Annotated in this window: 22 protein-coding genes and 1 tRNA gene; 12 read left to right on the top strand and 11 right to left on the bottom strand. The window is 49.1% G+C overall.

What is annotated here, in order from left to right; translation table 11 throughout:
• Positions 1-63: 63 nt before the first annotated feature.
• The 3 genes from BUE76_RS03115 to BUE76_RS03105 all read right to left on the bottom strand — a co-directional run bounded on the left by BUE76_RS03115 (position 64) and on the right by BUE76_RS03105 (position 2,968).
• A complete protein-coding gene (locus tag BUE76_RS03115; protein ID WP_073045312.1) occupies positions 64-309 on the bottom strand; it encodes a 4a-hydroxytetrahydrobiopterin dehydratase in 246 nt (81 codons plus the stop codon).
• A gap of 274 nt (positions 310-583) precedes the next feature.
• A complete protein-coding gene (locus tag BUE76_RS03110; protein ID WP_073045310.1) occupies positions 584-1,018 on the bottom strand; it encodes an IPExxxVDY family protein in 435 nt (144 codons plus the stop codon).
• Between the two features lie 294 nt (positions 1,019-1,312).
• Entirely contained in the window at positions 1,313-2,968 is a 1,656-nt protein-coding gene (locus BUE76_RS03105) for a M20/M25/M40 family metallo-hydrolase (protein ID WP_083596617.1), read from the bottom strand.
• Positions 2,969-3,225: 257 nt separating this feature from the next.
• Here BUE76_RS03105 and feoB point away from each other — a divergent pair, with 257 nt between their 5' ends.
• The gene (gene feoB / locus BUE76_RS03100; RefSeq protein WP_073045304.1) at positions 3,226-5,346 is read left to right on the top strand and encodes a ferrous iron transport protein B; all 2,121 of its coding nucleotides are present in this window, start codon (positions 3,226-3,228) and stop codon (positions 5,344-5,346) included.
• A 281-nt stretch (positions 5,347-5,627) separates the two neighbouring features.
• On the opposite strand, the gene BUE76_RS03095 is transcribed toward feoB, so the two are convergent.
• Positions 5,628-6,455 (bottom strand): serine hydrolase, encoded by an 828-nt coding sequence (locus BUE76_RS03095; RefSeq protein ID WP_083596621.1) that lies wholly within the window; start codon positions 6,453-6,455, stop codon positions 5,628-5,630.
• A 177-nt stretch (positions 6,456-6,632) separates the two neighbouring features.
• Complete coding sequence (locus tag BUE76_RS03090; protein WP_073045299.1) at positions 6,633-7,940, bottom strand: amidohydrolase; 1,308 nt, start codon at positions 7,938-7,940, stop codon at positions 6,633-6,635.
• Between the two features lie 80 nt (positions 7,941-8,020).
• Between BUE76_RS03090 and BUE76_RS03085 the strand changes: the two genes are divergently transcribed.
• Positions 8,021-9,262, top strand: a complete 1,242-nt coding sequence (locus BUE76_RS03085) for a chromate transporter (RefSeq protein WP_073045296.1) — start codon at positions 8,021-8,023, stop codon at positions 9,260-9,262.
• On the opposite strand, the gene nadD is transcribed toward BUE76_RS03085, so the two are convergent.
• Together nadD and BUE76_RS03075 are read right to left on the bottom strand one after the other, a co-directional pair.
• On the bottom strand, positions 9,250-9,831 hold the full coding sequence (gene nadD, locus BUE76_RS03080; RefSeq protein WP_073045293.1) for a nicotinate (nicotinamide) nucleotide adenylyltransferase: 582 nt from the start codon (positions 9,829-9,831) through the stop codon (positions 9,250-9,252). The genes BUE76_RS03085 and nadD overlap by 13 nt on opposite strands.
• A gap of 6 nt (positions 9,832-9,837) precedes the next feature.
• Positions 9,838-10,068 (bottom strand): FeoA family protein, encoded by a 231-nt coding sequence (locus BUE76_RS03075; protein WP_073045290.1) that lies wholly within the window; start codon positions 10,066-10,068, stop codon positions 9,838-9,840.
• A 64-nt stretch (positions 10,069-10,132) separates the two neighbouring features.
• Here BUE76_RS03075 and ybeY point away from each other — a divergent pair, with 64 nt between their 5' ends.
• Both ybeY and mnmG read left to right on the top strand, forming a co-directional pair.
• Complete coding sequence (ybeY, locus tag BUE76_RS03070) at positions 10,133-10,588, top strand: rRNA maturation RNase YbeY (RefSeq protein WP_083596620.1); 456 nt, start codon at positions 10,133-10,135, stop codon at positions 10,586-10,588.
• A 117-nt stretch (positions 10,589-10,705) separates the two neighbouring features.
• A complete protein-coding gene (mnmG, locus tag BUE76_RS03065; protein WP_073045288.1) occupies positions 10,706-12,568 on the top strand; it encodes a tRNA uridine-5-carboxymethylaminomethyl(34) synthesis enzyme MnmG in 1,863 nt (620 codons plus the stop codon).
• 1,250 nt (positions 12,569-13,818) lie between these two features.
• Here the strand turns inward: mnmG and BUE76_RS03060 are convergent.
• Positions 13,819-13,891, bottom strand: a tRNA-Phe gene (locus tag BUE76_RS03060).
• Between the two features lie 213 nt (positions 13,892-14,104).
• A complete protein-coding gene (recQ, locus tag BUE76_RS03055) occupies positions 14,105-16,375 on the bottom strand; it encodes a DNA helicase RecQ (protein ID WP_083596616.1) in 2,271 nt (756 codons plus the stop codon).
• 265 nt (positions 16,376-16,640) lie between these two features.
• Here recQ and BUE76_RS03050 point away from each other — a divergent pair, with 265 nt between their 5' ends.
• From BUE76_RS03050 to BUE76_RS03020, 7 genes are all read left to right on the top strand, one after another.
• Positions 16,641-17,606: a KpsF/GutQ family sugar-phosphate isomerase gene (locus BUE76_RS03050; RefSeq protein ID WP_245798389.1), complete on the top strand. Its 966-nt coding sequence runs from the start codon at positions 16,641-16,643 to the stop codon at positions 17,604-17,606.
• Between the two features lie 116 nt (positions 17,607-17,722).
• Positions 17,723-18,814 (top strand): mannose-1-phosphate guanylyltransferase, encoded by a 1,092-nt coding sequence (locus BUE76_RS03045; RefSeq protein WP_245798388.1) that lies wholly within the window; start codon positions 17,723-17,725, stop codon positions 18,812-18,814.
• 153 nt (positions 18,815-18,967) lie between these two features.
• Complete coding sequence (locus tag BUE76_RS03040) at positions 18,968-19,726, top strand: 3'-5' exonuclease (protein ID WP_073045286.1); 759 nt, start codon at positions 18,968-18,970, stop codon at positions 19,724-19,726.
• Between the two features lie 61 nt (positions 19,727-19,787).
• The gene (locus BUE76_RS03035; RefSeq protein WP_073045284.1) at positions 19,788-20,186 is read left to right on the top strand and encodes a RidA family protein; all 399 of its coding nucleotides are present in this window, start codon (positions 19,788-19,790) and stop codon (positions 20,184-20,186) included.
• Between the two features lie 94 nt (positions 20,187-20,280).
• A complete protein-coding gene (locus tag BUE76_RS03030) occupies positions 20,281-21,459 on the top strand; it encodes a methionine aminotransferase (RefSeq protein WP_073045281.1) in 1,179 nt (392 codons plus the stop codon).
• A 230-nt stretch (positions 21,460-21,689) separates the two neighbouring features.
• Positions 21,690-23,348, top strand: a complete 1,659-nt coding sequence (locus BUE76_RS03025; RefSeq protein ID WP_073045279.1) for an ArnT family glycosyltransferase — start codon at positions 21,690-21,692, stop codon at positions 23,346-23,348.
• 120 nt (positions 23,349-23,468) lie between these two features.
• A complete protein-coding gene (locus BUE76_RS03020) occupies positions 23,469-24,434 on the top strand; it encodes a YpdA family putative bacillithiol disulfide reductase (protein WP_073045277.1) in 966 nt (321 codons plus the stop codon).
• On the opposite strand, the gene BUE76_RS03015 is transcribed toward BUE76_RS03020, so the two are convergent.
• Positions 24,435-24,815, bottom strand: coding sequence for a type II toxin-antitoxin system death-on-curing family toxin (locus BUE76_RS03015; RefSeq protein ID WP_073045273.1), 381 nt, complete (start codon positions 24,813-24,815; stop codon positions 24,435-24,437). It abuts the gene before it with no gap.
• A complete protein-coding gene (locus BUE76_RS03010) occupies positions 24,812-24,994 on the bottom strand; it encodes a hypothetical protein (protein WP_073045270.1) in 183 nt (60 codons plus the stop codon). Before BUE76_RS03010 ends, BUE76_RS03015 begins: the two co-directional genes overlap by 4 nt.
• Before the next feature lie 77 nt (positions 24,995-25,071).
• Between BUE76_RS03010 and BUE76_RS03005 the strand changes: the two genes are divergently transcribed.
• Positions 25,072-25,474: rhodanese-like domain-containing protein (locus BUE76_RS03005; protein ID WP_076026716.1), on the top strand; the 403-nt coding region annotated here is incomplete at its 3' end.

Genomic DNA, 25,474 nt, shown 5'->3' with positions numbered 1-25,474 from the left:
AGATCTTCCATCTCTTGAAGAGATGGAAGATCTCCTTTATAAACCTATAAGGTCTTGAAGACCTTATAGGTTTTCTTTTTGCACTAACCTATCGATAGCTTTTGCCAACTTATGATCTTTGTCGGTAACCACATTACCTGCATCATGCGTGTTGAGCCATATTTCAACGGTGTTCCACACATTGGTCCAACGTGGGTGATGATCCGCTTTTTCGGCCAGCAGCGCCACCCGGGTCATAAAGGCAAATGCTTCGGAGAAGTCGGCAAATTCAAATTTGCGGTAAAGCGTGTTGTTGGTTTCCTGCCACATAAGAAATTGATTGGCCAATGAGCCAATATGCTAATGTGCTAAATAAAACGGATAGGGAGCGTATTAAGTTTGAATCAGCAGAGCGGCGCTTGTTAATGGATCAGAAAGATGCGCAGACAATGGACAACGGACCACTGGCTACAATGCCCCAGGTCACAAACCGCCATTTCAATCACAAGATTGGAAAAGCCTTGCGAAGTCATTGTGCTGACTGTATTCCTTAGCACATTAGCTTATTGACTCATTAGCTAATTACCACATCCCCATTAACTCGTTAAAACACCAGGTGCTCCTTATTGCGGATCTTTTCAGTGGTAAGCTCCGTAACCAGTTGCACCCCGCGAATATCCTTGATGGACCTAACCAGCTCGTTGATGGATTTATCTTCCACATCATCGCCTTTGAGCAGCCAGATAAAATCGAGGTGTTTGAATTCGGGCAGGAGGTACTCGCCGTCGAACTGGTTATTGTATAAATAGTGGGTTACCGAAGTGTAATGCTCGGGAAACTCGTACACGGCAAAGAAATAGTTGCGCTGCTTTTTGGTCAGTTGAATTTCTATATCGTTGTTGATCCGGAAATCGATTCCCAGCTTATTATTCAAATGCCAGCAAAACAGGTAATCCTTTACAGGAGCCATGATACCAAGCAATCTGGTTTCTGCAAAAAAGCAGTCGGTTACTTCTTTAGGATCAAGGACTAATTTCATGGCGGGCTTGTTTGGGAACAGCTACAAATGTAGATTTCCCACCGCTGTATCACAGCTTTACGCATGTTTTTTTGTTTCCACAAGACCGGAAATCCGCCATGGTACAGGTTTTTACCAACTCCTGCTTACGACATTCACATTAGGTTAAAAAATGATTAACCTTTTGTAGGTTGGGAAAGGTTTGCTGTGAAACAGCTTGTGAAACCAGCTTTTGTAAGAAAACCTGCGGAAGGTTATTGCCCAAGCACCTTTTGGGCAGCATATTTTTTCCCCTTGCATTTTGAGGTGCCGCCTTTAAAACGCGACCTGCGTTTTCAACTGCTCTTTGCCGCGCTGATAGAGCACCACGGTTTTTTCGCCTTTATTGAAGCGTCCCAGGGCCTCCATGTACTTTTCCATCGATGATACTTCAAGGTCACCCAGCTGCAGGATGATATCACCGGTACGGATACCTGCCTTTTGCGCAGGCCTGTTGTCACTCACCCCATCTACCCGTACGCCCTTACCGCTGTATGTATAATCGGGCATGATGCCCAGGGTTACCTTGAAGGCAGTAGCCGTACCCATCTGCACCTCGCGGGTAGGGGTAAATGGAGGCTTGCCACCCGCCTGCCCCTGTAAGGCTACCAGGCTCTGGATATGTTTTACCACATGCAGCATGCCTTCGTAGTTGATCTTGTCAGCATCGTCGCTGGGTTTGTGGTAGTCGGTATGCAGGCCGGTGAAGTAAAACAGCACCGGTATGTTTTTGCGGTAAAAAGAAGTATGGTCACTTGGCCCGGTGCCGCTGCTGTCGATCCGGTACTGGAAACCTTCGCGGTAAATGCCCCTTTTTCCGGTGGTGTTGAGCAGGTTGGCCCATACCGGCGTGGTACCGTAACCGCCAATGGTGAGTGTAGGACTTTGTGCACTAAGCCTGCCCACCATATCCATATTGATCATGTAGGCCACCGAGTTCAGGTTGATAGTAGGATGGTCCACAAAGTACTTGGAGCCATACAAGCCTAGTTCCTCGCCTGAGAAAGCAATAAAAAGGTAGTTGTGCTTTTTAGGTCCTGAAGTCTTCAGCAGACGCGCCAGTTCCACCAGGGCTGCGGTGCCGCTGGCGTTATCGTCGGCGCCATTGTGGATCTGGCTGGCGTTGGGCTGGAGCGAATTGCCGTCCTCTCCCATTCCTAGGTGATCGTAGTGGGCACCCAGCACTACGGTGGTGGGCGCATTGTTGTTGATAAAGCCAACCACGTTGGTACCGGTGCGGTTTTTTGCCCCCAGGTCGGTACGCAGGCTGATGTCGAGGGTTGCCGAAGGATCGTTGAAATATTTCTTCACCGCATCAGGGGTCAGGTAAATTACCGGTATGGGCGCCAGGTCGCTGCGGTCGCCGGCATTGAAGCGCAGGTCCTCACCTGTGCCGGTGCTGTTGTACACCAGCAAAGCCGTACCGCCCTTTTGTTTTACCTCTTTGGCTTTGTTGCGTACAAAAGCTTCCAGGTCGTAGTGCGGATTGTTGCTGTTTTTTTCCAAAGTTTCTTTCAGGTCCACAAACCAGGGCATGTCCGACTCGTGGAGCGACATGGAAGGCATGGCCTGCACACTGCCGTTGGCGCTGAATGCCAGGGGATAGTATTCTTTACCCAGCTGGAGCTGCTTGCCTTCAACGGAAAGATGGGTGGGGCGGTTTACCTGTTTGCCTTCGTACACTTCGAAAGGCTGCAGGTATTGTATGGTGCCTTTGGGTTCCAGGCCGGCGTTTTTAAATGCATCGTATAGGTAACGGGCGGCGCTGGCCTCTCCTGCAGTACCGGTACGACGTCCCTGCAGCGAGTCGGCGGCCAGTATGCTCACGTGCTTTTTCAGGTTGTCGAGCAACTGCCGGTCTTCTTTTTTAATTTTTTGTGCCGGTGCAGCAAGGGTGTACAAAAGGCAGCAAAGCAAGAGTGGTTTTCGCATCGCGATATTCTTTCCAAGGTTGGGAACAAAGGTAGGTGCGCAAGGGTTGCAACAACCGTTGAGGTTATGGAAAAGAATGTGCCAGAAGCAGGGTTAAACCTTGCAGGTTTCTAAAAATCACTAAGGTTTGTTTGCACGGCAAAGGGCGGAAACCTGTAAGGTTTTTAAAACCTTATAGGTTAATAGGCGAAAACTTTTGCAAAACTTCCGATTTCGTAAAAGCACGGCCGTTAACTAACCTAATTTTGCGGCCTCACGTGGCAAATACTCCCCTCAATATCGCACTCGTAGGCAACCCCAACAGTGGCAAGAGCTCGCTGTTCAACTGCCTTACCGGCCTCAACCAGAAAGTAGGCAACTTTCCCGGTGTTACCGTGGACAAGAAAACCGGCTTTGCAAACCTGGATGGTGGACAGACCATTAATATCATTGACCTGCCGGGCACTTATAGCCTTTACCCTAAGCGCCTCGACGAATGGGTGAGCTACCGCGTGCTGCTGGAGCAGGACAGCGATGTGAAGGCCGATGCCTATGTCATTGTGATTGACGCCAGCAACCTGAAGCGCAACCTGCTGTTCTGTACCCAGATCATCGACCTGAAAAAGCCGGTGGTCATTGCCCTTACCATGGCCGACCTGGCCAAGAAGAAAGGCATCACCATCAATATTGCCGAGCTGGAGCGGGAACTGGGTGTGGCCGTGGTAGCCGTGAATCCTCGCAAGGAAAAAGGCCTGAAGGAGCTGAAGCGCGCTATTGAAGACACCGTTAGTGGTAAGTACAAGGTGCCTGTACGCGACTTTATCAACAACCGGGCACTAGCTCCCGAGGCGATTGCGGGTTTAAAGGGTATGCTTCCCGGCACTTCAGATTACAGCGCTTTGCACCTGCTGATCAACCACGAGGGTTTTGAGTTTGATACGGCTACGCAGGATAGGATCGAAAACATCGAAAAGGCAAACGCCTTCAATCCCACCAAAACACAGGCTACGGAAATCCTGGAGCGTTACGGCCGCATCAAACACATCATGCAGGTGTCGGTACACGAGCCCGACCCGCTGGAACAAACCTTGTTTACCGATAAGCTCGACAATGTGCTGCTCCACCGCCGCTGGGGCTACCTGATTTTGCTGGGCGTGCTGTTCCTCCTGTTTCAAAGCGTGTTCCTGCTGGCCCAGTACCCCATGGACTGGATCGATGCCGGGTTCTCTACGCTTTCGGCCTGGGTATCTTCTGTTTTACCTGAAGCCTGGTGGAGCGACCTGCTGGTAAACGGCCTGCTGGCCGGTATCGGCGGTATCGTGGTGTTTGTGCCGCAGATCATGATCCTGTTTGGACTGATCTCGCTGCTGGAAGATACCGGCTATATGGCCCGCATATCCTTCCTTACCGACCGGCTGATGCGGAGCGTGGGCCTGAACGGTAAGAGTGTGATGCCGTTGATTTCGGGCTTTGCCTGTGCTGTTCCGGCCATCATGAGTGCCCGCAGCATCGAAAACCGGAAGGAACGCCTGCTTACCATATTAATAACGCCTTTGATGAGCTGCTCGGCACGCCTGCCGGTATATGCCGTATTGATTGGATTGGTGATTCCCAACAACCACCTGTTGGGTGTGATCAGCATACAGGGTTTGGTGATGATGGGTTTGTACCTGCTGGGCTTGGTAGTAGCCCTCATCGTGTCCTATATCGCCAAATGGTTTATTCATATTAAGGAAAAAAGCTTTTTTATCCTTGAACTGCCCATTTACCGGGCGCCCCGCTGGAGCAATGTGTTGCATACCATGGGTAGCAAGGCCCGCATCTTTGTAACCGATGCCGGCAAGATCATCATGATCATCAGCCTGGTGCTGTGGTTCCTCAGCTCTTTTGGACCGGGTAAAAGGATGGAGGATGTGGAAGCTAGGTATGCACAGGCCAAAGTGGAAAACCTGAAACCTGCCGCACAACTGGAAACAGAATACAGCACCGCCAAACTGGAAAACAGTTATGCCGGTATCCTGGGTAAAAGCATCGAGCCCGCCATTCGCCCGCTGGGCTACGACTGGAAGATCGGCATTTCGCTGATCACCTCATTTGCTGCCCGGGAGGTATTTGTAGGTACCATGGCTACCCTGTACAGTGTGGGTGAGGACGATAAAGAGGCGACCCTGCTTCGCGACAAGATGCGGGCCGCCGTTCGCCCCGACGGTACACCGGTATTTACCTTGGCCACCGGTTTGTCGCTGATGATCTTCTACGTGTTTGCCATGCAGTGTATGAGCACGCTTGCCATCACCAAACGCGAAACCCGCAGCTGGAAATGGCCCGCCATTCAGCTGGCTTATATGACGGCGCTGGCCTATGGTATGAGCTGGATTGCTTACCAGTTGTTTGTGTAAAGTTTTTGAACTACGGAGACACAACGGCAGGGAGTTTCACAGCAATAGTTTATACAAAAAAGGTGCACTTATAAGGGTGCACCTTTTTTATGTTCGTGGGCTTTGTATTAATCTGTTTGATAAACCAGCAGCAAGGACGCTGGAAAACCGTTGAAACGGTTTTAATCGATTCATATTTTGTTGTTGTCCCACGGTTTCAACCGTGGGCTAGGATTCGTTGTCCTGAAAGTTGTTCGGCTTCACTCATTACTCATCATTCATCACTCCTCACTCATTACTCATCACTCATACATCTCCGCTCCCACTGCAGGTTTCCAGCCATCCCTTTCAAAATGATCCCAAAGCATTGCCGAGAGTTTGCGGGTAAGCACCCAGGCCTCGTTGCCCCTTTCCCAGCTTTGGTCTTTATTGTTTTTGGTAGCGATACAAAACAGGTATTCCGATTTGCGGCCCCGCACCAAAACGACCTCGCTGCGCGAAGCATCTACTGCCCCGTTTTTGCTAAATAAAGCCGCGTAGGGCGGTATCTGTGAAAGTGCCTCACCATCCCAGTAATTTCGGTTTAAAGACCGCAGAAGGCGGTCAGAAGCGGCTTGGGAGAGTAATTGGCGGCGGTATATATTTTCCAGTAAGCTGGCCATCGCACGAGGGGTCATCTGCCCCCAGCCGTACACAGCACGAGTAGCTTCCCTGCCGGGTGTGCGGCTGTTTACCTTCAGTTCCGGAAAGCCCAGGCTGTCCATCAGCGTATTGACCCTTGTGCCGGTACCCGCCATTTGCTGCAGCCACAGGCTGGCGGTATTGTCGCTGGTGGTCAGCATCAACATCAGCACCTTGCTCAGTTCTACCTTCTCGCCATTCTTGTACGATCCCAGGATATCCACGCCGGGATACAGGATGGTATCGTTGTACACCAGCTCCTGGTGGTACGACAACTCCCCTTTTCCAATTTTATCCATGATGCCTACGGCAAGCGGGATTTTTACAATGCTGGCGGTAGGAAAGATGGTATCTGCATTCAGGGAAACGGTTTTGCCGCTGCGCAGGTCTTTTACATAAATGCCTATGGACCCGTTGAACCCTTGTGCCAGTGCTACGATTTTATGCATAAGCTTTTTGTCCTGCTTTTGGGCGAAGGATGTAGTAAAGCAAAGGAGGAGTGCAAAAAGGAGCAGTCTTTTCAATTTTGAATATTTAATCACTTGAAATAGGAACGCGGATTGAACGGATGAAACGGATCCGTTCTAATCCGTTTGATCTGTTCCATCCGTGTTCCCATCAAAACCTTAGTGCTTCAGCTTCCCATAATCCATCACCAGCTGGCAAAAGGTGAGCACACCGGTTTGCATACCTGCTTCATCCACATAGAATTTAGGTGTGTGGTGCGGCGCCGATTCCTTTTCAGCAATATTGAGCGGCCTGCCGCCCAGGTACAGGAAGACGGAAGGCACTTTTTCGGCAAAGAAGGAATAATCCTCGGCACCGGTAACGGCATCCATTTCCACCACATTGCCATTGGCAGCCTTCATCAGCGATGGCATCATCTTGCGCAGCAGTTCCGGGTCGTTGTACACAATGGATGTTTTGGCGTCAAAGTTCACGGTGGCGGTTGCGCCGGATGCCTCGGCAATGTTTTGCGCCGTAACGGTGATACGGCGTTTGATGTCGCTGCGCATGGCTGTATCCAGTGTGCGGATGGTTCCAGCCAGCTGCGCTTCTTCGGGGATGATATTTTCCCGCACCCCGCCTTTGAAGATGGTAGTGGAAATTACCACCGCATTCTTGGTCAGTTCCATCTGGCGGCTCACAATGGCCTGCAGCCCGTTGATGATCTGGGCGCCAACAATAACAGGGTCGATTCCGAGCCATGGCTGTGCGCCGTGTACCTGCTTGCCCTTGATCCGGATATCGAACCAGTCGGCAGCGGCCATCATGCCTTTGGCGCGGTAACGGATCTGCCCTACCGGCGCCTGTGCACTGATGTGCATACCAAACATCACGTCTACCTTGGGGTTATCCATCACGCCTTCCTTGATCATCAGCAGGGCGCCTCCCTGCTCTCCTGCCGGCGGACCTTCTTCGGCGGGTTGAAATACAAACTTTACCGTTCCGGCCAGCTCCGATTTATGACGGCTCAGGATCTCAGCAGCACTCATCAGCATGGCTACGTGGGTATCGTGTCCACAGGCATGCATCACTCCTACTTCCTGCCCGTTGTACTGGGCCTTTGTCTTGGAAGCAAAAGCCAGTGCGTTGTCTTCGGTAACAGGCAGGGCATCCATATCGGCACGCAAGCCAATCACCGGGCCGGGCTTGCTTCCTTTTAAGATACCTACCACACCGATATGGGCCACACCTTCTTTTACTTCTATGCCTAAAGAGCGCAGGTGGGCAGCTACCAGCTTGGCGGTATTGAATTCACGGTTGGAAAGCTCGGGGTTCTGGTGGATCTGTCGGCGCCAGGCAATACACTTGGGCGCAATGGCGGCCACCTCTTTTACAAGGGCGGGATCGGGAGCCGGTGCCTGCTGTGCCGCTACATCGGACAAACACAGCAGACTTCCGGCAATCAGGGGGAGTAGGTTTTTCTTCATGCTTCGGTTTTGCCAACAATTTAAACCCGGCTGTTCAGAATCAAGGGCTTTGCTTTTTCCTTTTTTCTATTTTAGCCCCTATGCGTTTGCTCCGGCATGTTCCGTTCCTGAAAAATGTACTGCTTTATAGCCTTACCGCCTTTGGCGGTCCTCAGGCCCACCTGGCCATGATGCTGAAAAACTTTGTGCAGCGCACGCCCTATGTTACCGAAGAAGAATTGCTGGAGTACAATGCCTTTTGCAATCTTTTGCCCGGTGCATCTTCCACCCAAACCCTTACCCTGATCGGATATAAAAGAGGCGGTCTGCCCCTGGCCATTATCACGCTGATCATCTGGCTTTTCCCGGCATGTGCCCTGATGGGTGCCTTTTCCTTCTTGCTGCGGTACATCGACCAGCGCTCCCTGCACTCCGATATTTTTAAGTTTATTCCCAGTATGGCGGTTGGTTTTCTTGCCTATGGAGCAGCGGCTGCTTTCAAAGTGTCCATCCGGAATACCATTACCTGGGTGATTATGATCCTGGGCAGCTTTGCCACTTATGTGTTCTTCCGGTCGCCCTGGATATTTCCGGCGCTCATTGTGGTGAGCGGATTTATAACCAACCTCAGCCAAAAACGCATTCCACAGCAGGAAGTAAAGCACCAAAGGGTGAAATGGGGCAATCTCTGGCTTTTTGGGTTCTTATTCCTCCTGGCCGGCGCAACCAGTGAAGTAGCCCGTGTGAATAACTGGCCTAATCGTAAGCCAATCAACCTGTTCGAGAATGTGTACAGGATGGGCAGCCTGGTTTTTGGCGGTGGTCATGTGCTGATGCCACTCATGTACGAGCAGTTCTCGGTGCGCCCCGAAGCCGTACAGGTAAAAAACCCCAATGCCATTCGTATTGATAAGGAAGACATGACCACGGGTATGGGTATGGTAAGGGCCATACCCGGGCCAGTGTTTGCCATTGCATCCTTTACCGGCGGCATGGCATTGAAAGACATGGGCCCGGAGATGCAGGTAATTGGTTGTGTAATTGGCTCGGTAGCTATCTTCTTACCCAGTGCCTTACTGGTGCTGTTCTTCTTCCCGGTATGGAACAACCTGAAGCGTTACGCAGTAATCTACCGCTCCTTGGAAGGAATTAATGCTGCTGTAGTAGGGATCATGATCGCTTCTACCCTATATATCATGAAAGACATTTCCCTTGTAGAAGCAAAAATGACCAGCGTGTTAAACGTGGTCATTATACTGGCAACATTTCTAACCCTCAAATACACCCAGCTGGCCTCTCCTTTTATCGTGGCTGTCTGCCTGCTGCTGGGTTATTTCTTTTGAGTGCGGTAAAAGCGATTGGTGGTCAATTCCCCTTCAATGGCTGGAGGTACCAGGTAGCGGATAGATTTTCCTTCCAGAATAAGGGTGCGGATATGCGTAGCTGAAATATCGAGCAAGGGCGCATCCAGCACCCGTACGTTTGCACTGGTAATAGGTTTCAGTTCGAATCCCGGCCTGTTGTACACGTAAATAGGATAATGCTGGGTAATGGCCGTATAGTTATGCCACTTGGGGAGGTTCTGAAAAGAATCACCGCCCATAATAATGGCAAATTCCCGGCTGGGATATTTATCAGAAAGGAAGGCCAGGGTTGTAGCCGTATAAGAAGGTTTGGGTAAAGAGAACTCCGCATCGGAAGCCTTCATGCGTATATCGCCTTCTACAGCTTTGCGCACCAGGTGCAACCTATCATATTCATTAAGCAGGGTTGCAGAAGGTTTAAACGGGTTTTGCGGGGAAACCATAAACCATACCTCATCCAGGTCCGTTTCATTCAGCACATGGCTGGCAATGATGAGGTGGCCAATATGGATCGGGTTAAAAGAACCAAAGTACAAGCCGGTCTTCATAGGAGGTTAATGCTTATCAAGGGGTTCCAACAAGATTTGGTCGGCTTCATTCAGGCGCAGGCTAAGCGAGTATCCTGCAACGCGGATAGAGATGGGATCACCCAAGGGAGCCACCTGTTCCACAACAACTTCTTCCCCAGGGATGCAACCCATTTCCATCAATTTCAACTCCAGATCGCTGCTTGCAAACCCTTCTATCCTTGCCCTTTGCCCTTGTTTCAACTGGGATAATTTCATCTCTGTAATTAAAAGCCAAAGCTACTGCATTCGTTTGCAGCACCTTTCCGAATTTTGTAAAATCATGAGCGCACAAAAGCTACCCATCCACTTTCATTTTGCCGACATCCAGTTTTCCTTTCCCCAGCGTACCCGTTCCAAAGAGATGATCGCCTCGCTTATCAAACAAGAAGGCAGGGAGATCAACGAGATCAACTACATATTCTGCTCTGATGCCTACTTACTGGAGTTGAACCAAGGCTACCTGCAACATGATACCCTTACCGACATCATTACTTTCCATTACCACCAAGGTTCAGCACCTGTTCATTCAGACATCTACATCTCTGTTGAAAGAGTAAAGGAAAACGCCAAAAGCTTCTGCGTATCGTTTAAACATGAGTTCCACCGCGTTTTGTTTCACGGTGCCTTACACCTTTGCGGGTACAAGGATAAAAGCAAGAAAGATGAAGTTATAATGCGGCAGATGGAAGAACACTACCTCAATTTGTTCCACGTTCCACGTGGAACATCAAAATAGCACGACAAAGCAAAGAGCGGCACCAAGCCGCTCTTTGCTTTTATCCATGTTCCACGTGGAACAAACAAGAATATAGATTAACAAGCCAACGCAGGCACATTGCTGTAATTTTGCGCCATGTTTCCCCAGTACGATGTAATTGTAGTAGGTGCCGGCCATGCAGGTTGCGAGGCAGCGGCAGCAGCAGCCAATATGGGTTCTAAAACCCTGCTTATCACCATGAACATGCAGACCATTGCCCAGATGAGCTGCAACCCCGCAATGGGCGGTATCGCAAAAGGCCAAATAGTGCGTGAGGTAGACGCTTTGGGTGGTTATTCTGGAATTGTTTCAGACGAATCGATGATCCAGTTCCGCATGCTCAACCGCTCCAAAGGCCCGGCTATGTGGAGCCCCCGTACGCAAAACGACCGCATGTTGTTTGCCCAAAAGTGGCGCGAACACCTGGAGCAAACACCCAACCTGGAATTCTACCAGGATATGGTGCGGGAGTTGATTGTGGAACAAGGTAAAGCTGTTGGAGTAGTTACCGGCTTAGGGCACAGTATCAGGGCAAAAGCCGTAGTACTTACAAACGGAACCTTCCTGAACGGTGTGATTCATATTGGTGAAAAAAGGCTGGGTGGTGGCCGCGTAGCAGAAAAAGCTTCTGAAGGGATAACAGAACAACTGGTATCACTTGGCTTTGAAAGCGATCGGCTTAAGACAGGCACTCCCCCAAGGGTAGACGGCCGCTCGCTTGACTACACCAAGATGGAAGAACAAAAGGGAGATGAGGAGATCGTAGGCTTTTCTTACCTGGACACACCAAAACCTAAAGAGCAAAGAAGCTGTTGGATCACCTATACCAATGAAACAGTTCACGAACTGTTGAAAACAGGCTTCGACAGAAGTCCTATGTATACCGGCAGGATTGAAGGTGTAGGCCCGCGTTACTGCCCCAGCATTGAAGACAAGATCAACCGCTTTGTAGAAAGAGACCGCCACCAGATTTTCGTAGAACCGGAAGGCTGGAATACAGTGGAGATCTATGTAAACGGCTTTTCTACTTCCCTGCCCGAAGAGGTACAGTACAGCGCTATGCGCATGATTCCTGGATTTGAGAACGTCCGTTTCTTCCGCCCGGGTTATGCCATTGAATACGACTTCTTCCCCCCTACCCAGCTGAACTACAGCCTGGAAACAAAAGGTTTGGAGAACCTGTTCTTTGCAGGACAAATCAACGGCACCACAGGTTACGAGGAAGCTGCCTGCCAGGGACTGATGGCTGGCATCAATGCACACCTCAAAGTACGTGGCGAAGCACCCTTTGTCCTCCGCCGCAGTGATGCTTATATCGGCGTACTCATCGACGACCTGATCAGCAAGGGCACGCAGGAACCTTACCGTATGTTTACTTCCCGTGCTGAATTCCGTACCCTGCTGCGTCAGGACAATGCTGACCTGCGCCTGACCGAGATCAGCTACCGTATGGGACTGGCATCACAGGAGCGGATGGACAAAGTGATCCAGAAGCAAAATGAAGTAAGCGAGGTTAAAGAATGGATGAAGCAAACACAGCTGGAGCCTGCCGAAGCAAACCCCTTCCTAGAAGCAGCTGGCAGCTCACCCATCAGCGAGAAGCAGAAGATGGAAAAAATCATCCTGCGTCCCAATATTAACCTGAAGGACATGGAAGCTGCCATACCGAAAGTTGCAGCAGGCTTAGCGCCGTTTTCCGAAATGGGAAAAGAGCAGGCAGAGATCCAGGTAAAATACCAGGTTTATATTGACAAAGAAAAGGACCTGGTGGACCGGATGCGCCAGATGGAGGAACTGGTAATCCCCGAAGCTTTCAACTACCAAAAGATACAGGCGCTCAGTATTGAAGCCCGGGAAAAATTGAACCGGATGCGCCCCCAAACCCTGGGGCAGGCCAGCCGGATTTCAGGCATTAATCCTAGCGATGTACAAATCCTAATGGTGTATATGGGCAGATAAACAAAGAGCCGGTACTGAGTACCGGCTCTTTGTTTATAAGCGACTTAAAATACTAAAGGTCAAGCCTTTTAATCCTGTGCATAACCAAAATATACTTAGGTCATGCACTCAGAAAAACGGTCATTTAAGCACAACCAAATTGTGCTTTATGCAAATGCCACCCGTTACAATATACCTATCCCAATTAGCTCCAATCAAAACGGAACAATTAAGCTTTCAAACAATAACAACTAGCCATTCCGCCCTACTTCCTTCATTTTCCGTAAACAAGGATAACACCGTTGGAAAGTATCCTAACATAAAGCACCAGGAATCCGGAAGTTCAAACAGCACGGTAACCATTGCACAATAGACCATAGCCCTGCACCGCAGAACCATCAAGCCGACTATTCAGATAAGAGCCAACTAAACGGCCAACTCATTTACCTGGCATTGCCAACAAGAACAGGATCATAAAATCATCGAAGCCGCCAAGGTAAAAGGAATATTTCTGTGCTTTGAAACACTGCAATCCTGGTTGCAGAAAACCACCCATTCAGGCTTTGCACTTAGGCATTAATAAATACATCCTGTAACAACTTCAAATAAACCTTAATATTTATACCATATACATAGTCCTGTCCTACCTTGGAGGTACAATATCCTTGAAAGCAGCCGTTGCTCCTAAGAAAAACCAATCCAATCCTTTGAAAGAAAGGGCGTCCATTCCTTGAAAAGAGAAACCCAACAAACGCCTGAAATGATCCAACTCCCCGCTTCCGCGGGGAGTTCTTATTTATAGCCAACGCCAAGCCCGTAAAGGGTTATTTGGTACTATTCTATCACCCTGAACACAATAACTTAATATTATATATACAACGCTATTAATACCTTAGCGCAACACTCCCAACCCTTAACAAACGGTCTTAATCCTTACCGTTATAACCATTAGGAAATCCTGTATCGATAACAGGATGTTACAACTGCACCGCTGGCCAAAGCAACCACCACTCATGGACACAACCATAACATGCATACTTGCCTTTCCCATAATTGGAAAATACCTGCTCATAAGTAGTTGTGTATTCCTGGTTGTTTCCATCGAATATGCCGCGAGAGAATTGCGGAAAACCAAACCATAAAGAAAGTGTGCAGTAGCAGTGTGGATGGTGTGATGTACTTAGGTAGACCCTGCAACATCTTCCAATAAAAGTAACCGAACAGTAGGTGTAAAAAAAAGATGCTCCAGAATAATCTGAAGCATCTTTTTGTGGTGTGGGCCGGGATCGAACCGGCGACACAAGGATTTTCAGTCCTTTGCTCTACCGACTGAGCTACCGCACCATCCGTGTTCATCGCTGAACGGGCAGCAAAAATAAGGACTTAGCACATATAATCGCTAATTTTTGAAAAGAGTTTTTCAAAAAAGTTTTGACCACTAACCAGTTAAGTAAATAACTGGCTCACCTGCCTTAAATAAAAAGCAGAAATGGGTTTATCCATTTCCGCTCCGTAAAAACATCCAGATCAAACAAAGAATGCTGCTCTGCTATTTCATTAGTTACCGTATACACTCAGGAACTTGATGCGCATGATCTTGAGCTGTTCCCAATTGTAATTACCATCACTCAGTTCTTCCAGTGCCAGTTGCAGCGAGGATACTTCACAACCCTTAAAATACTCCAGGATTTCCTCCTGTTCGTATTCATCCAGCATCTGGTCGATGGCATAATCCAGGTTAAGCTTGGTGCCACTGGCTGCAATGGTTTCCATTTCTTCCAGCAGGGCATCCATACGCAGGTCTTTGGCTTTGGCAATCATTTCCAGCGGTATCTTCTTATCCACCTGCTGGATAATGTGCACCTTGTTGCCGCTCTTGTTTACCACGCTCTTCATGATGAAGTCGTCGGGCTTTACAATATTGTTCTCTGCCACGTACTGGGCTACCATTTCAATAAAAGGCTTACCATAACGCAGGGCCTTGCCCTTGCTCACGCCGCTACATTTTTCCAGTTCGGGAATAGTTGTAGGGAAAAGCGTAGCCATATCCTGCAGCGAGGTTTCCAGGAAGATCACAAAAGGCGGCAGGCCTTTGCGCTTGGCTTCTTTCTGGCGCAGCTCCTTCAGCATTTCAAACAGCTTTTCATCAGTAGCACCGGTAGCGGTGTTTTCGGCTGCAGAAGCTTCCTCATCATCGGCGTTGGCTTCTTCAAACAGGTTACTGAGTACGATGGTAAAGCTCTTGGGCTTCTTCAGGAAGTCCTGGCCTTTCTTGGTGATCTTTAGTACGCCGTATTCTTCTATATCCTTGTGCAGGAGGTCTTCCAGCAGCATCTGGCGAATCAGGGAGTTCCAGTAATGCTGCGGCTGGCTTTTGCCTTTGCCGAAAACATCGAGGCCTTCGTGGCGGAACATCTTGATTTGCGGCGTCAGCACACCCGTGGTGATCAACACCACGTAGTCGGTAGCAAAACGCTCGTCCAGTGCCTGGATGGTTTCCAGCATCAGCACTACGTTTTCTTTGGCTTCCACCTTTTCCTTGGGGTGCTTACAGTTGTCGCACAAACCGCAGTTTTCCTTTGTGTATTCTTCGCCAAAATAGCTCATGAGCACCTTGCGGCGGCATACACCGCTTTCGGCGTAAGCCACGGTTTCATTAATCAACTGGGCCCCTACTTCCCTTTCGCTCAGGGGCTTGTCGCGCATCAGGTGTTCCAGCTTGCTTACATCTTTGTGCGAGTAGTACAGGATACACTTGCCTTCCAGTCCGTCGCGGCCGGCGCGACCTGTTTCCTGATAGTAGTTTTCAATACTCTTGGGAATATTGTAGTGGATCACAAAACGGATATCGGGTTTGTCGATACCCATACCAAAGGCGATGGTAGCCACAATCACCTGCACATCTTCGTTCAGGAACTGGTCCTGGCGCTCGGCGCGCAGCTTGGCATCCAAACCGGCGTGGTAAGCCACCGCCTTCACACCGTTGGCATGCAGGGTGCTGGCCAGTTCTTCGGTGGTTTTACGGTTGAGGGTATAAATGATACCACTCTTGCCCTTATTCTGAACAATGAACTTGGTAATGCTCTTCAGCGTATCATCTTTCTTGATCTTGGGAAGGATCTCGTAATAAAGATTGGTACGGTTGAAAGAAGAGATGAAAATATTAGGCTCGCGAAGACCGAGGTTTTTTACGATATCGCTTTGCACCTTGGGTGTGGCGGTAGCGGTCAGTGCAATCACTGGTGCCACAGGCGCTATCTGGTCCATCATTTCGCGCAGGCGGCGGTACTCGGGACGGAAATCATGCCCCCATTCCGAAATACAGTGTGCCTCATCCACGGCAAAGAAGGAAATCTTCAGTTCCTTGAAATAATCGAGGTTGTCCTGTTTGGTAAGGGTTTCAGGGGCTACGTACAGCAGCTTGGTGCGGCCGGACTGCAGGTCTTCCTGTACTACTTTAATTTCTTTTTTGGTGAGGGTAGAGTTCAGGAAATGCGCCACATCATCTCTTTCGCTGTAGCCGCGCACCAGGTCTACCTGGTTTTTCATCAGGGCAATGAGCGGGCTGATAACGATGGCAACCCCTTCGCTCACAATAGCGGGCAGCTGGTAGCAAAGGCTTTTGCCGCCGCCTGTGGGCATGATCACAAAAGTGTCTTTACCAGCCAAAAGAGATTCGATGATGGCCTGCTGCTGGCCGCGAAATTGTTTCAACCCGAAATGCTCCTGGAGCGCAGTGTCCAGGTTGGTGTCGGTAATAATCGTTGTTACTGCGGTTGGTGCGGTGGTAGTTTTTCTGCTAGGTACTTTTTTGCGCGTAGTGGCCATTCTAAAAAATATTTACGTGCTTTAGACAAAGCATCGGAAAAGGTAAAAGGTTAGACAATCGCCAGTAGGACCTGCCACTCAAATTTCTTACAGCTACAAATTCAATCAATTCGTCTTTCTGGAGGGTAAGGAATGGCTGCCCGACGGGCATTTATAAAAAGGTACGCGAATTTAGCAAGACTGTTTGGCACAACAACAGCGAAAAGGTTAAAATCCTTAACTAACCCCTAACAGCGGTGCAGGGAAAACCGCTAATTTTGCCGCCTTGAAATCCGACAACCATATTTTATCGGAAGCACGCCGCACCATTGCCATGGAAGCCGCTGCTATCGCAAACCTCTCGCAGTTGGTAGACGATAGCTTTGCCCAGGCCATGGAAGTGCTGGCTGCCTGCAAAGGCCGTATTGTGATCAGCGGCATCGGCAAAAGTGCCATCATCGCCCAAAAGATCGTGGCCACCCTCAACAGCACCGGGTCACCTGCCATCTTCCTCCATGCCGCCGATGCTATTCACGGCGACCTGGGCATGGTACAGGCCGAAGACGTAGTGATCATCATTTCCAAAAGTGGGGAAAGCCCCGAAATAAAGGTGCTGGTGCCCCTAATCCGCAATTTTGGCAACCCCATTATGGCCCTTGTAGGCAATACCAATTCCTACCTGGCCCGCAATGCTGCCTATGTATTTAATACGACGGTAGACCAGGAAGCCTGTCCCAACAACCTTGCTCCTACCACATCTACAACCGCACAAATGGTGATGGGTGATGCCATTGCGGTATGCCTGATGCGTCAGAAAGGCTTCCGGATGGAAGATTTTGCCAAGCTGCACCCCGGTGGGGCTTTGGGCAAAAAACTATACCTCCGCGTAAGCGACCTGTTGCACGACAATGAAAAGCCACAGGTACCGGAAACGGCAACCCTCAAGGAGGTGATTGTGGAGATGACGCAAAAAAGGATGGGTGTCACGGCGGTTGTAAACGATGCCAACCACCTGGCCGGCGTGATTACCGACGGCGACCTGCGCCGCATGCTGGAAAGAAATGGAATGGAACAGATAACAGCCAGCGACATCATGACCCGGCATCCAAAAGTAATTGGCCCCAACCAGCTGGCCGTAAACGCACTGGACCTGATGCGCCAGTACGCCATTACCAACCTGGCCGTAGTGGAAGATGGCCAGTATGTGGGCATGATACACCTGCACGACCTGGTGAAAGAAGGATTGATCTGATGTAAAACCACCTGCCCTTAACCAACAATTTTAAAGCAGGGGCAACTAATTGAACATCGGCAGCCTATATTAGCGCTTGCTTAATGTAAATAAGCTACCCTTATAATTATATACCAGTGACCAAAGACGCACAACACACCTACGTAGCCATCATGGCTGGCGGTATCGGAAGCCGCTTCTGGCCCGTAAGCCGCGTAAACTACCCCAAGCAGTTCCTCGACATCCTTGGAACAGGCAAGACCCTTATCCAGCAAACTTTTGATCGTTTCGCCCGCTTTATACCGGCAGAAAATATTTTTGTGGTAACGGCTCGCGACTACGAAGACATCACCAAGGAGCAGCTTCCTCAGTTGCCGGTGGAGAATATCATCAGTGAGCCATTCCGCAAGAATACCGCTCCCTGTATTGCATATATCTCTTTCCGCCTGCAGCAGCGCGATCCTGAAGCAAAGATGATTGTGGCCCCCGCCGATCACCTCATCCTCGACGAAGCCCGCTTTCAGGAAGTGTGCGAAAACGCACTGGACTTTGTTTCCCAAAACGAAGCGCTTATTACCCTTGGTATCAAGCCTACCTATCCCAATACAGGTTATGGTTACATCCAGCACGACGATGCTGAAGAAGCCACCAATGTGTACCGGGTAAAAACATTTACCGAAAAGCCCAACCGCGAGCTGGCAGAAACCTTCATTGCTTCCGGCGACTTCCTGTGGAATGCCGGCATCTTTGTTTGGAAACTCACCTCGATCCTCAACGCCTTCCAGAAGTACCTGCCCGAGATGTACGAGGTATTTGCTGCAGAAGAAAGCAAGTACAATACCCCGGATGAAACCGGCGTGCTTGAAGCCATCTATCACCAATGCACTTCTATTTCCATCGACTTTGGCATCATGGAAAAGGCCAATAATGTGTTCGTGATCCCAGCCTCCTTTGGCTGGAGCGACCTGGGCACCTGGAACAGCGCCTGGGAAAACATGGAAAAAGACTACCTGGGTAATGCCTGTGCCGGTAAAAGGGTCATGGTGATAGATGCTACGCATTGCGTGGTGCACGCCCCGCAGGAAAAACTGGTGGTGCTACAGGGCCTCGATGATTATATTGTGGTGGATACCAAAGATGTACTGCTCATTTGCCAAAAAGACCGCGAGCAGGAAATCAAGGAATACACTGCAGAAGTAAAACGCAACATGGGTGATAAGTTTCTGTAGTCACCTCCGCATAAAGAATGAAATACAAGGGCATCCATTAGGGTGCCTTTCGTATTTTTAAATAAAGGAGCCAGATTTCAGACCGGACCCAAATCCTTCTTTGCACTCTGCCCACATCCTTTGAACTTTGAAACCCCAACTGTCAACTAGATCATGAACTTTAATAATATTCTCTTCCTTGATATTGAAACCGTGGCGCAGTATGAAGACTATACCCAACTGCCCGACGGCTGGCGCGAACTGTGGGACCACAAGGCCAAAAGCCTGATCAGAAACCCCGATGACAACGCAGCAAGCATTTACGATCGTGCCGGCATTTACGCCGAGTTTGGCAAGATCATCTGCGTATCGGTGGGCTGCATCCAGGGTGATGGCGAAGACCGGAAGCTGGTACTCACCTCCTACTTTGAGCATGATGAAAAAGTCCTGCTGCAGCAGGTAGCGGAAATGCTGAAGAAATGGTCGGGTAACCCCGATAAACTGTTGTGTGCCCACAACGGAAAGGAGTTTGACTACCCTTACCTCTGCCGCCGCATGATCATCAATGGCATTGAAATTCCCGAAGCACTACGTATTGCAGGCCGCAAGCCCTGGGAGGTGCGTCACCTTGATACCTTGGAGATGTGGAAATTTGGTGATTACAAAAGCTATACATCACTAAAGCTGCTGGCGCAATGCCTGGGCATTCCCTCACCAAAAGATGATATCGACGGCAGCCAGGTATATGGTGTTTACTATAAAGAAAATAACCTGAAACGTATATCCGAGTACTGCGAAAAAGACGTAAAAACCCTTGCACAGGTATTGTTGCGTTTTCACTGCCAACCACTGATCAAAGAGGAAAATATTTCCGTCAAATTCAAGCCACCGGTTCCCATCAAAGGCGAACAAAGCCAGCCCACATTGTTGTAAACTGCTTGTATAAAATCAGCAGTCGGAACCTTGCAAAAGACAGTACAAACAAAACACCGATATGCAGAGAACCAATTACCCATCGGGCTCCAAATGGGAAGATATCATTGGCTACAGCCGTGCCGTACGCATAGGCAATACTATTGAGGTAACCGGCACGGTTGCCGCCGATGCTGAAGGCAACGTAATAGGCAAAAACGATGCTGCCGCGCAAACCAGGTTTATTCTTGAAAAGATAGCCAAGGTGCTGGAGCAGGCAGGTGCTTCGCTGAATGATGTGGTACGCACCCGCATGTTTGTAACCGACATCAGCCAGTGGGAAGCTTATGGCCGCGCACATGGCGAAGTATTTGGCACCATCAAGCCCTGCACCACCATGGTAGAAGTAAAAGGTTTGATTGGTGATGATTACCTGATAGAGATAGAGGCTACGGCTATATTAAACCCCCTGTCGCCCTAAAGGGGGAACTTAGGTCGATAGGAACCGTCATATTCAACCATGATTTTTTCATAAAGATTTACACACCTATTCCTTAAACACATTTACAAATACAATGAACTATTCCGGCCTAAGTTCCCCCTTCAGGGGGACAGGGGGTGTTAGTAAGCTGCCCAATGTGGGTACTACCATTTTCACTGTTATGAGCGTGCTGGCCAACGAACACAAGGCCATCAACCTGGGACAGGGTTTTCCCGACTTTCCGATGAGTGAAGAACTGACCGGGCTGGTATGTGCTGCCATGCGTGACGGCTACAACCAGTATGCGCACATGAACGGCTATATGCCCCTCCGCGAAGGGCTGGCAGCAAAGATTGAAGAACTGTATGGCACCATCGTTAACCCCGATACACAGATCACCGTTGTACCCGGCGGTACTTATGGACTGTTCACGGCCATGGCCACCATACTGCACCCCGGTGATGAAGTAATTGTGTTCGAACCAGCATACGACTGTTATATTCCCACCATCGAAATATTTGGTGCTAAGGCGGTACGCATCAACCTCCAGTTTCCACACTACAGTGTCAACTGGGAGGAAGTATCACAGCGGATTACCGAACGCACCCGCGCCATCATCATCAACACGCCGCACAATCCTACCGGCTCCATCCTCAGAGCAGCCGACCTGCAACAGTTGCAAACCCTGGTACAGGATACCGGCATTTATGTGATTTCGGATGAAGTGTATGAGCATATTACTTTTGATGGCGAGCGCCACGAAAGCGTATTGCGCTACCCTGAGCTGATGGAAAGGGCTTTCGTGTCTTTTTCTTTTGGTAAAAATTACCATTGCACCGGCTGGAAACTGGGCTATAGTGTAGCGCCTCCCGCACTCATGAAAGAGTTCCGAAAAGTGCACCAGTTCAACTGCTTTAGCTGTGATACACCCAAACAGGTAGCTATTGCACAATACCTGAACAACAAGGATGCTTACCTCCAGCTGGGATCCTTCCTGCAGGCAAAACGCGATTACCTGCAGCAGTTATTAACACAAACCCGCTTTGAACCCCTGCCCAGCAAAGGCAGCTTTTTTCAATTGTATTCATACAAAAACATTTCGGACGAAACGGAAGCGCAATTTGCACAACGCCTCGTGAAAGAACATGGCGTTGCAGTAATCCCGGTTTCTGCCTTTTACCAGGATGATGTAAATAATGGCGTGGTTCGTTTTTGTTTCGTAAAAAAAGAAGAGACACTGGAAGCAGCTGTACAAAAACTGATTCACCTATAAACCAGGAACCCAGATTTGTATGATTTTAGAATGATTTGTTTGATGCGTTAGATTGAACTATCATCATTGGATAGCGAGATTCTTGCATGTTGTTTATATCAAGGACTGCCAGTTACCAACCTTACCATTTTGATATCAATACCGGGTGGTATCAACCAAAAAATCATACAAATCATTTCTAATCTTACAAATCTGCGGTTGGGTTATAGTTTTGCACAAATTTCTGTGCATTGACTCCACCCCTGTTTTCCACCACCATTTACCGTACGCTCTTTGGCCTGCTGGGCCTAGTATACATACTGGGTTTGTTTGTTCCGCTCATGGACAACGACTCGGCGCACCATGCAGCCATTGCCATGCACATGCACCTTACGGGCGATTATGTCAGCCTCATTGATGCAGGTGTGCCCTACCTTGATAAACCACACCTGCACTTCTGGCTGGCAGCCTTGAGTTACAAGATATTTGGCATCACCACTTATGCCTACAAGCTGCCTTCTTTCCTGTTTACCATTGCCGGCACCTTTGCCACCTATCGTTTAGGCAAAACATTGTACAGCCACGAAACCGGCAAACTCGCTGCACTGATTGTTGGTTCGGCAATGGCCTATATGCTGGCCAATATGGATGTACGCATGGATGCCATCCTCACTGCGTCTGTTGCGCTTTCTTCCTGGCAGCTGGTACGTTGGATCCGGTACAAGCGCTGGCAAAACGCGTTGGGTGCAGCACTAGCTTTGGCTATTGGCTTTTCCACAAAAGGACATATCGCCGTAGTAACACCAGCAGCAGGCGCATTTTTTTACATCCTGCAAACCAGGAGTTGGCGCAGCCTGTACCACCCGCAACTATTGTTGATCCTCGCTGGCTTTGCACTGTTCATTTCGCCTGTAGTATATAGCTACTATCTTCAGTACGACCTGCACCCAGAAACCATGGTACGTGGCCGCAACAATATCTCTGGTGTGAAATTCATTTTGTGGCAGCAGAACACGGAGCGGTTTGAAGGCGATGCTTTTGGCTCGAGTGGCGGTAATGATTACCTGTTCTTTTTCCATTCTTTCCTATGGGCTTTTGCACCCTGGAGCCTGCTGGCATTTGCAGCCATGTACAACCTTGTCAGGCATGCAAAGAAGTTAGGCGCCGAGTGGTTTACGCTGGGTACCATCATTCCAATTGCCCTGATCCTTACTTTCTCCGGGTTCAAACTACCCCATTACCTCAATATCATTTTCCCGGCGGCATCCGTGCTCACTGCAGGTTTCATTTACCAGCGGATACAGGAGAGCAAAAACACCAAACCGTATGCAATAACCCAGGTAATTATCTGCACTTTGTTGTTGCTCATTGCAGCAGCAATCAACATCTGGGCATTCCCGGTGTATGAAGCCTGGATTGGTTTGGGTTTCCTGATGCTGGTAGGTGTAGTGTATTGGATGTGGAAAAACAACAAGGAAGCATGGCCCCGCATCATTCTTGCATCGGTGATGACTTCCTGCAGTGTATGGTTCCTGCTCAATACCAACTTTTATCCACAACTGCTCACCTACCAGGCAGGTAACGAGTTGGCAAAAAAAGTGAATACGGAAATAGGAGCAGAAAGAGTGTACCAACAATACGGCTTGCGGGCATTCTCTTTTGATTTTTACACCGGTAAACTGGCAGCACCTTTGCCTGATAGCGCATTATCCACTGGTAAGGCACAGTGGCTGCTGGCTGATACTACTGGTTTAAAAGAAGCAAGAGCCAAATACGAAGTAGGCCGCATCATCCGCCACCGTGATTACAGCGTAACGCAACTGAAAGGAAAATTCATCAACCCGGCAACAAGACGCGAACAGCTATCTGAGTTGATATTGGTGGAAATACTGGGGAAAAAGGAACAGTGAGTGATGAGAGATGAGTAATCAGTAATGAAGTATTAATCCGATTTGGAGTAATACACATAATTTGATCCGCATTTTTCAATACCCAATACCCAATACCCAATACCCAATACCCAATCACACATGCATAACCAATTCGACATACTCATCATCGGCGGCGGCCCCATCGGGCTGGCCTGCGGTATTGAAGCACAAAAGGCAGGACTTAGTTATGTGATTGTGGAAAAAGGCTGCCTGGTCAACTCGCTGTACAACTACCCGCTCAACATGACCTTCTTTTCCACATCCGACAGGCTGGAAATTGGCGGCGTACCCTTTGTTTCCATACAACCCAAACCTACCCGCTCGGAGGCATTGGAATACTACCGCAGGGTAACCACCAACTATGACCTCAACATCCGCCTTTTTGAAAGGGTAAATGCCGTAGATAAGCAAGAAAATCGTTTTACAGTAACCACATCAAAGGCAACGTACGAGGCTAAGAACATCATTGTATCCACCGGATTTTATGATATCCCCAACCTGTTGAACATTCCCGGTGAAGACCTGCCCAAGGTGCGCCACTATTATCATGACCCGCATTTTTACGCCTTTCAAAATGTTGTTGTGATAGGCGCTAATAACTCCTCGGTAGATGTGGCACTGGAAACCTACCGCAAAGGCGCACAGGTAACCATGGTGGTGCGCGAAGGCGAAGTGGGCCGCAGGGTGAAATACTGGGTAAAACCAGACATTGAAAACCGCATTGCAGAAGGCAGCATCAAGGCATACTTCAACTCAAAGCTCGCAGCCATCCGCGAAAACGAAGTGGATATCCACACACCGGAAGGCATTATCACCATTCCCAACGATTACGTGATGGCCATGACGGGCTACCAGCCCAATTTCAGCCTGCTACGCTCCTTTGGCGTACAGCTATCGGAAGATGAAAAGCTGGCACCAACTTATAATTCAGACACTATGGAAACCAATGTGCCCGGCTTGTACCTCGCAGGCGTGGTATGCGGCGGTATGGATACGCACAGCTGGTTTATTGAAAACTCCAGGGAGCATGCGCCGAAGATCATTGGTGCTATTTTAAAAAGGTAATCAGGAAAGGGGCACAATATGTGACCTGAGCCAATTGACGCTTTGTTCAAAATTGCTGGAACCGGAAATAACGGCCAGTACAAAATCATATTTCTCCTGTTGGCTTGCTTTCAGGTCCAGACCGTTACGCATCAGTAATAAACGCATAAGCACATAAGCAGTACGTTTATTGCCATCTATAAACGGATGATTCATAAGCAGACTCTCCAGTAAAGCTGCGGCTTTTTCGATAGGTGAAGCATAAAGCTCCTTGTTGTCAAAAGTTTGAAATGGACGCACCAGGGCTGCGGAAAGAGCGCCAAGATCACGAACTCCTGTACTGCCACCAAACTGTTCAATTAACCGGATGTGAACAGCAAGCGCATCAGCTACAGGTATCATTGTGCCAGTTTTTCCAATAGTTCCTGATCTTCCTCCAAAATGCGCTGAAGATGCGAATGATTGAGGAAGGATCTATCCTGTTCCACCTGTTTCAGGTACCCCAAAATAGAAGCAAGCGTTTCATCGGGTAAACGCTCCAGTACCTGCAGGATATCCTGTTTCAATTCTTCTTTCGACATAGTTTGAAGTTCGCAACTATTATCCACAATAATTAACATCCAACGACCCGAATTCATCCTTTAACTTAGTTGTTACCATGATAAAGAACCTGAAACTTTTAAGCTTAACCCTTTTGATGGGCACTGCCAGCCTTTTTGCAAAGGCCCAAAACCCCATCAACTGGACCGAGCAACAACTGATGGAACCGGCAACACTGGCCCAAACATTAGCAGCTAAAAAAGACGTTCCCTTAATTATCTCCATGGGCCCGGGTGCCCTGATTCCCAATAGCGTGGACATCGGCCCGGGCAATGAAGCAGAAAACATTGCGGAACTGAAAACCCTGCTGGCCAGCAAAAAGAAAAGCGACAAAGTAGTGGTGTACTGCGGCTGCTGCCCCTTCGACCGCTGCCCCAATGTGCGGCCCGCAATAGCTGCGTTGAAAGAGGCAGGCTTTACAAACTATTCCCTGCTCAACCTCAAAACCAATTTAAAAACCG

This window comes from Cnuella takakiae, assembly GCF_001953305.1.
GTDB classification, from domain to species: Bacteria; Bacteroidota; Bacteroidia; order Chitinophagales; family Chitinophagaceae; genus Flavisolibacter; species Flavisolibacter takakiae.
This window is presented reverse-complemented; position numbering and strand designations above follow the sequence as displayed.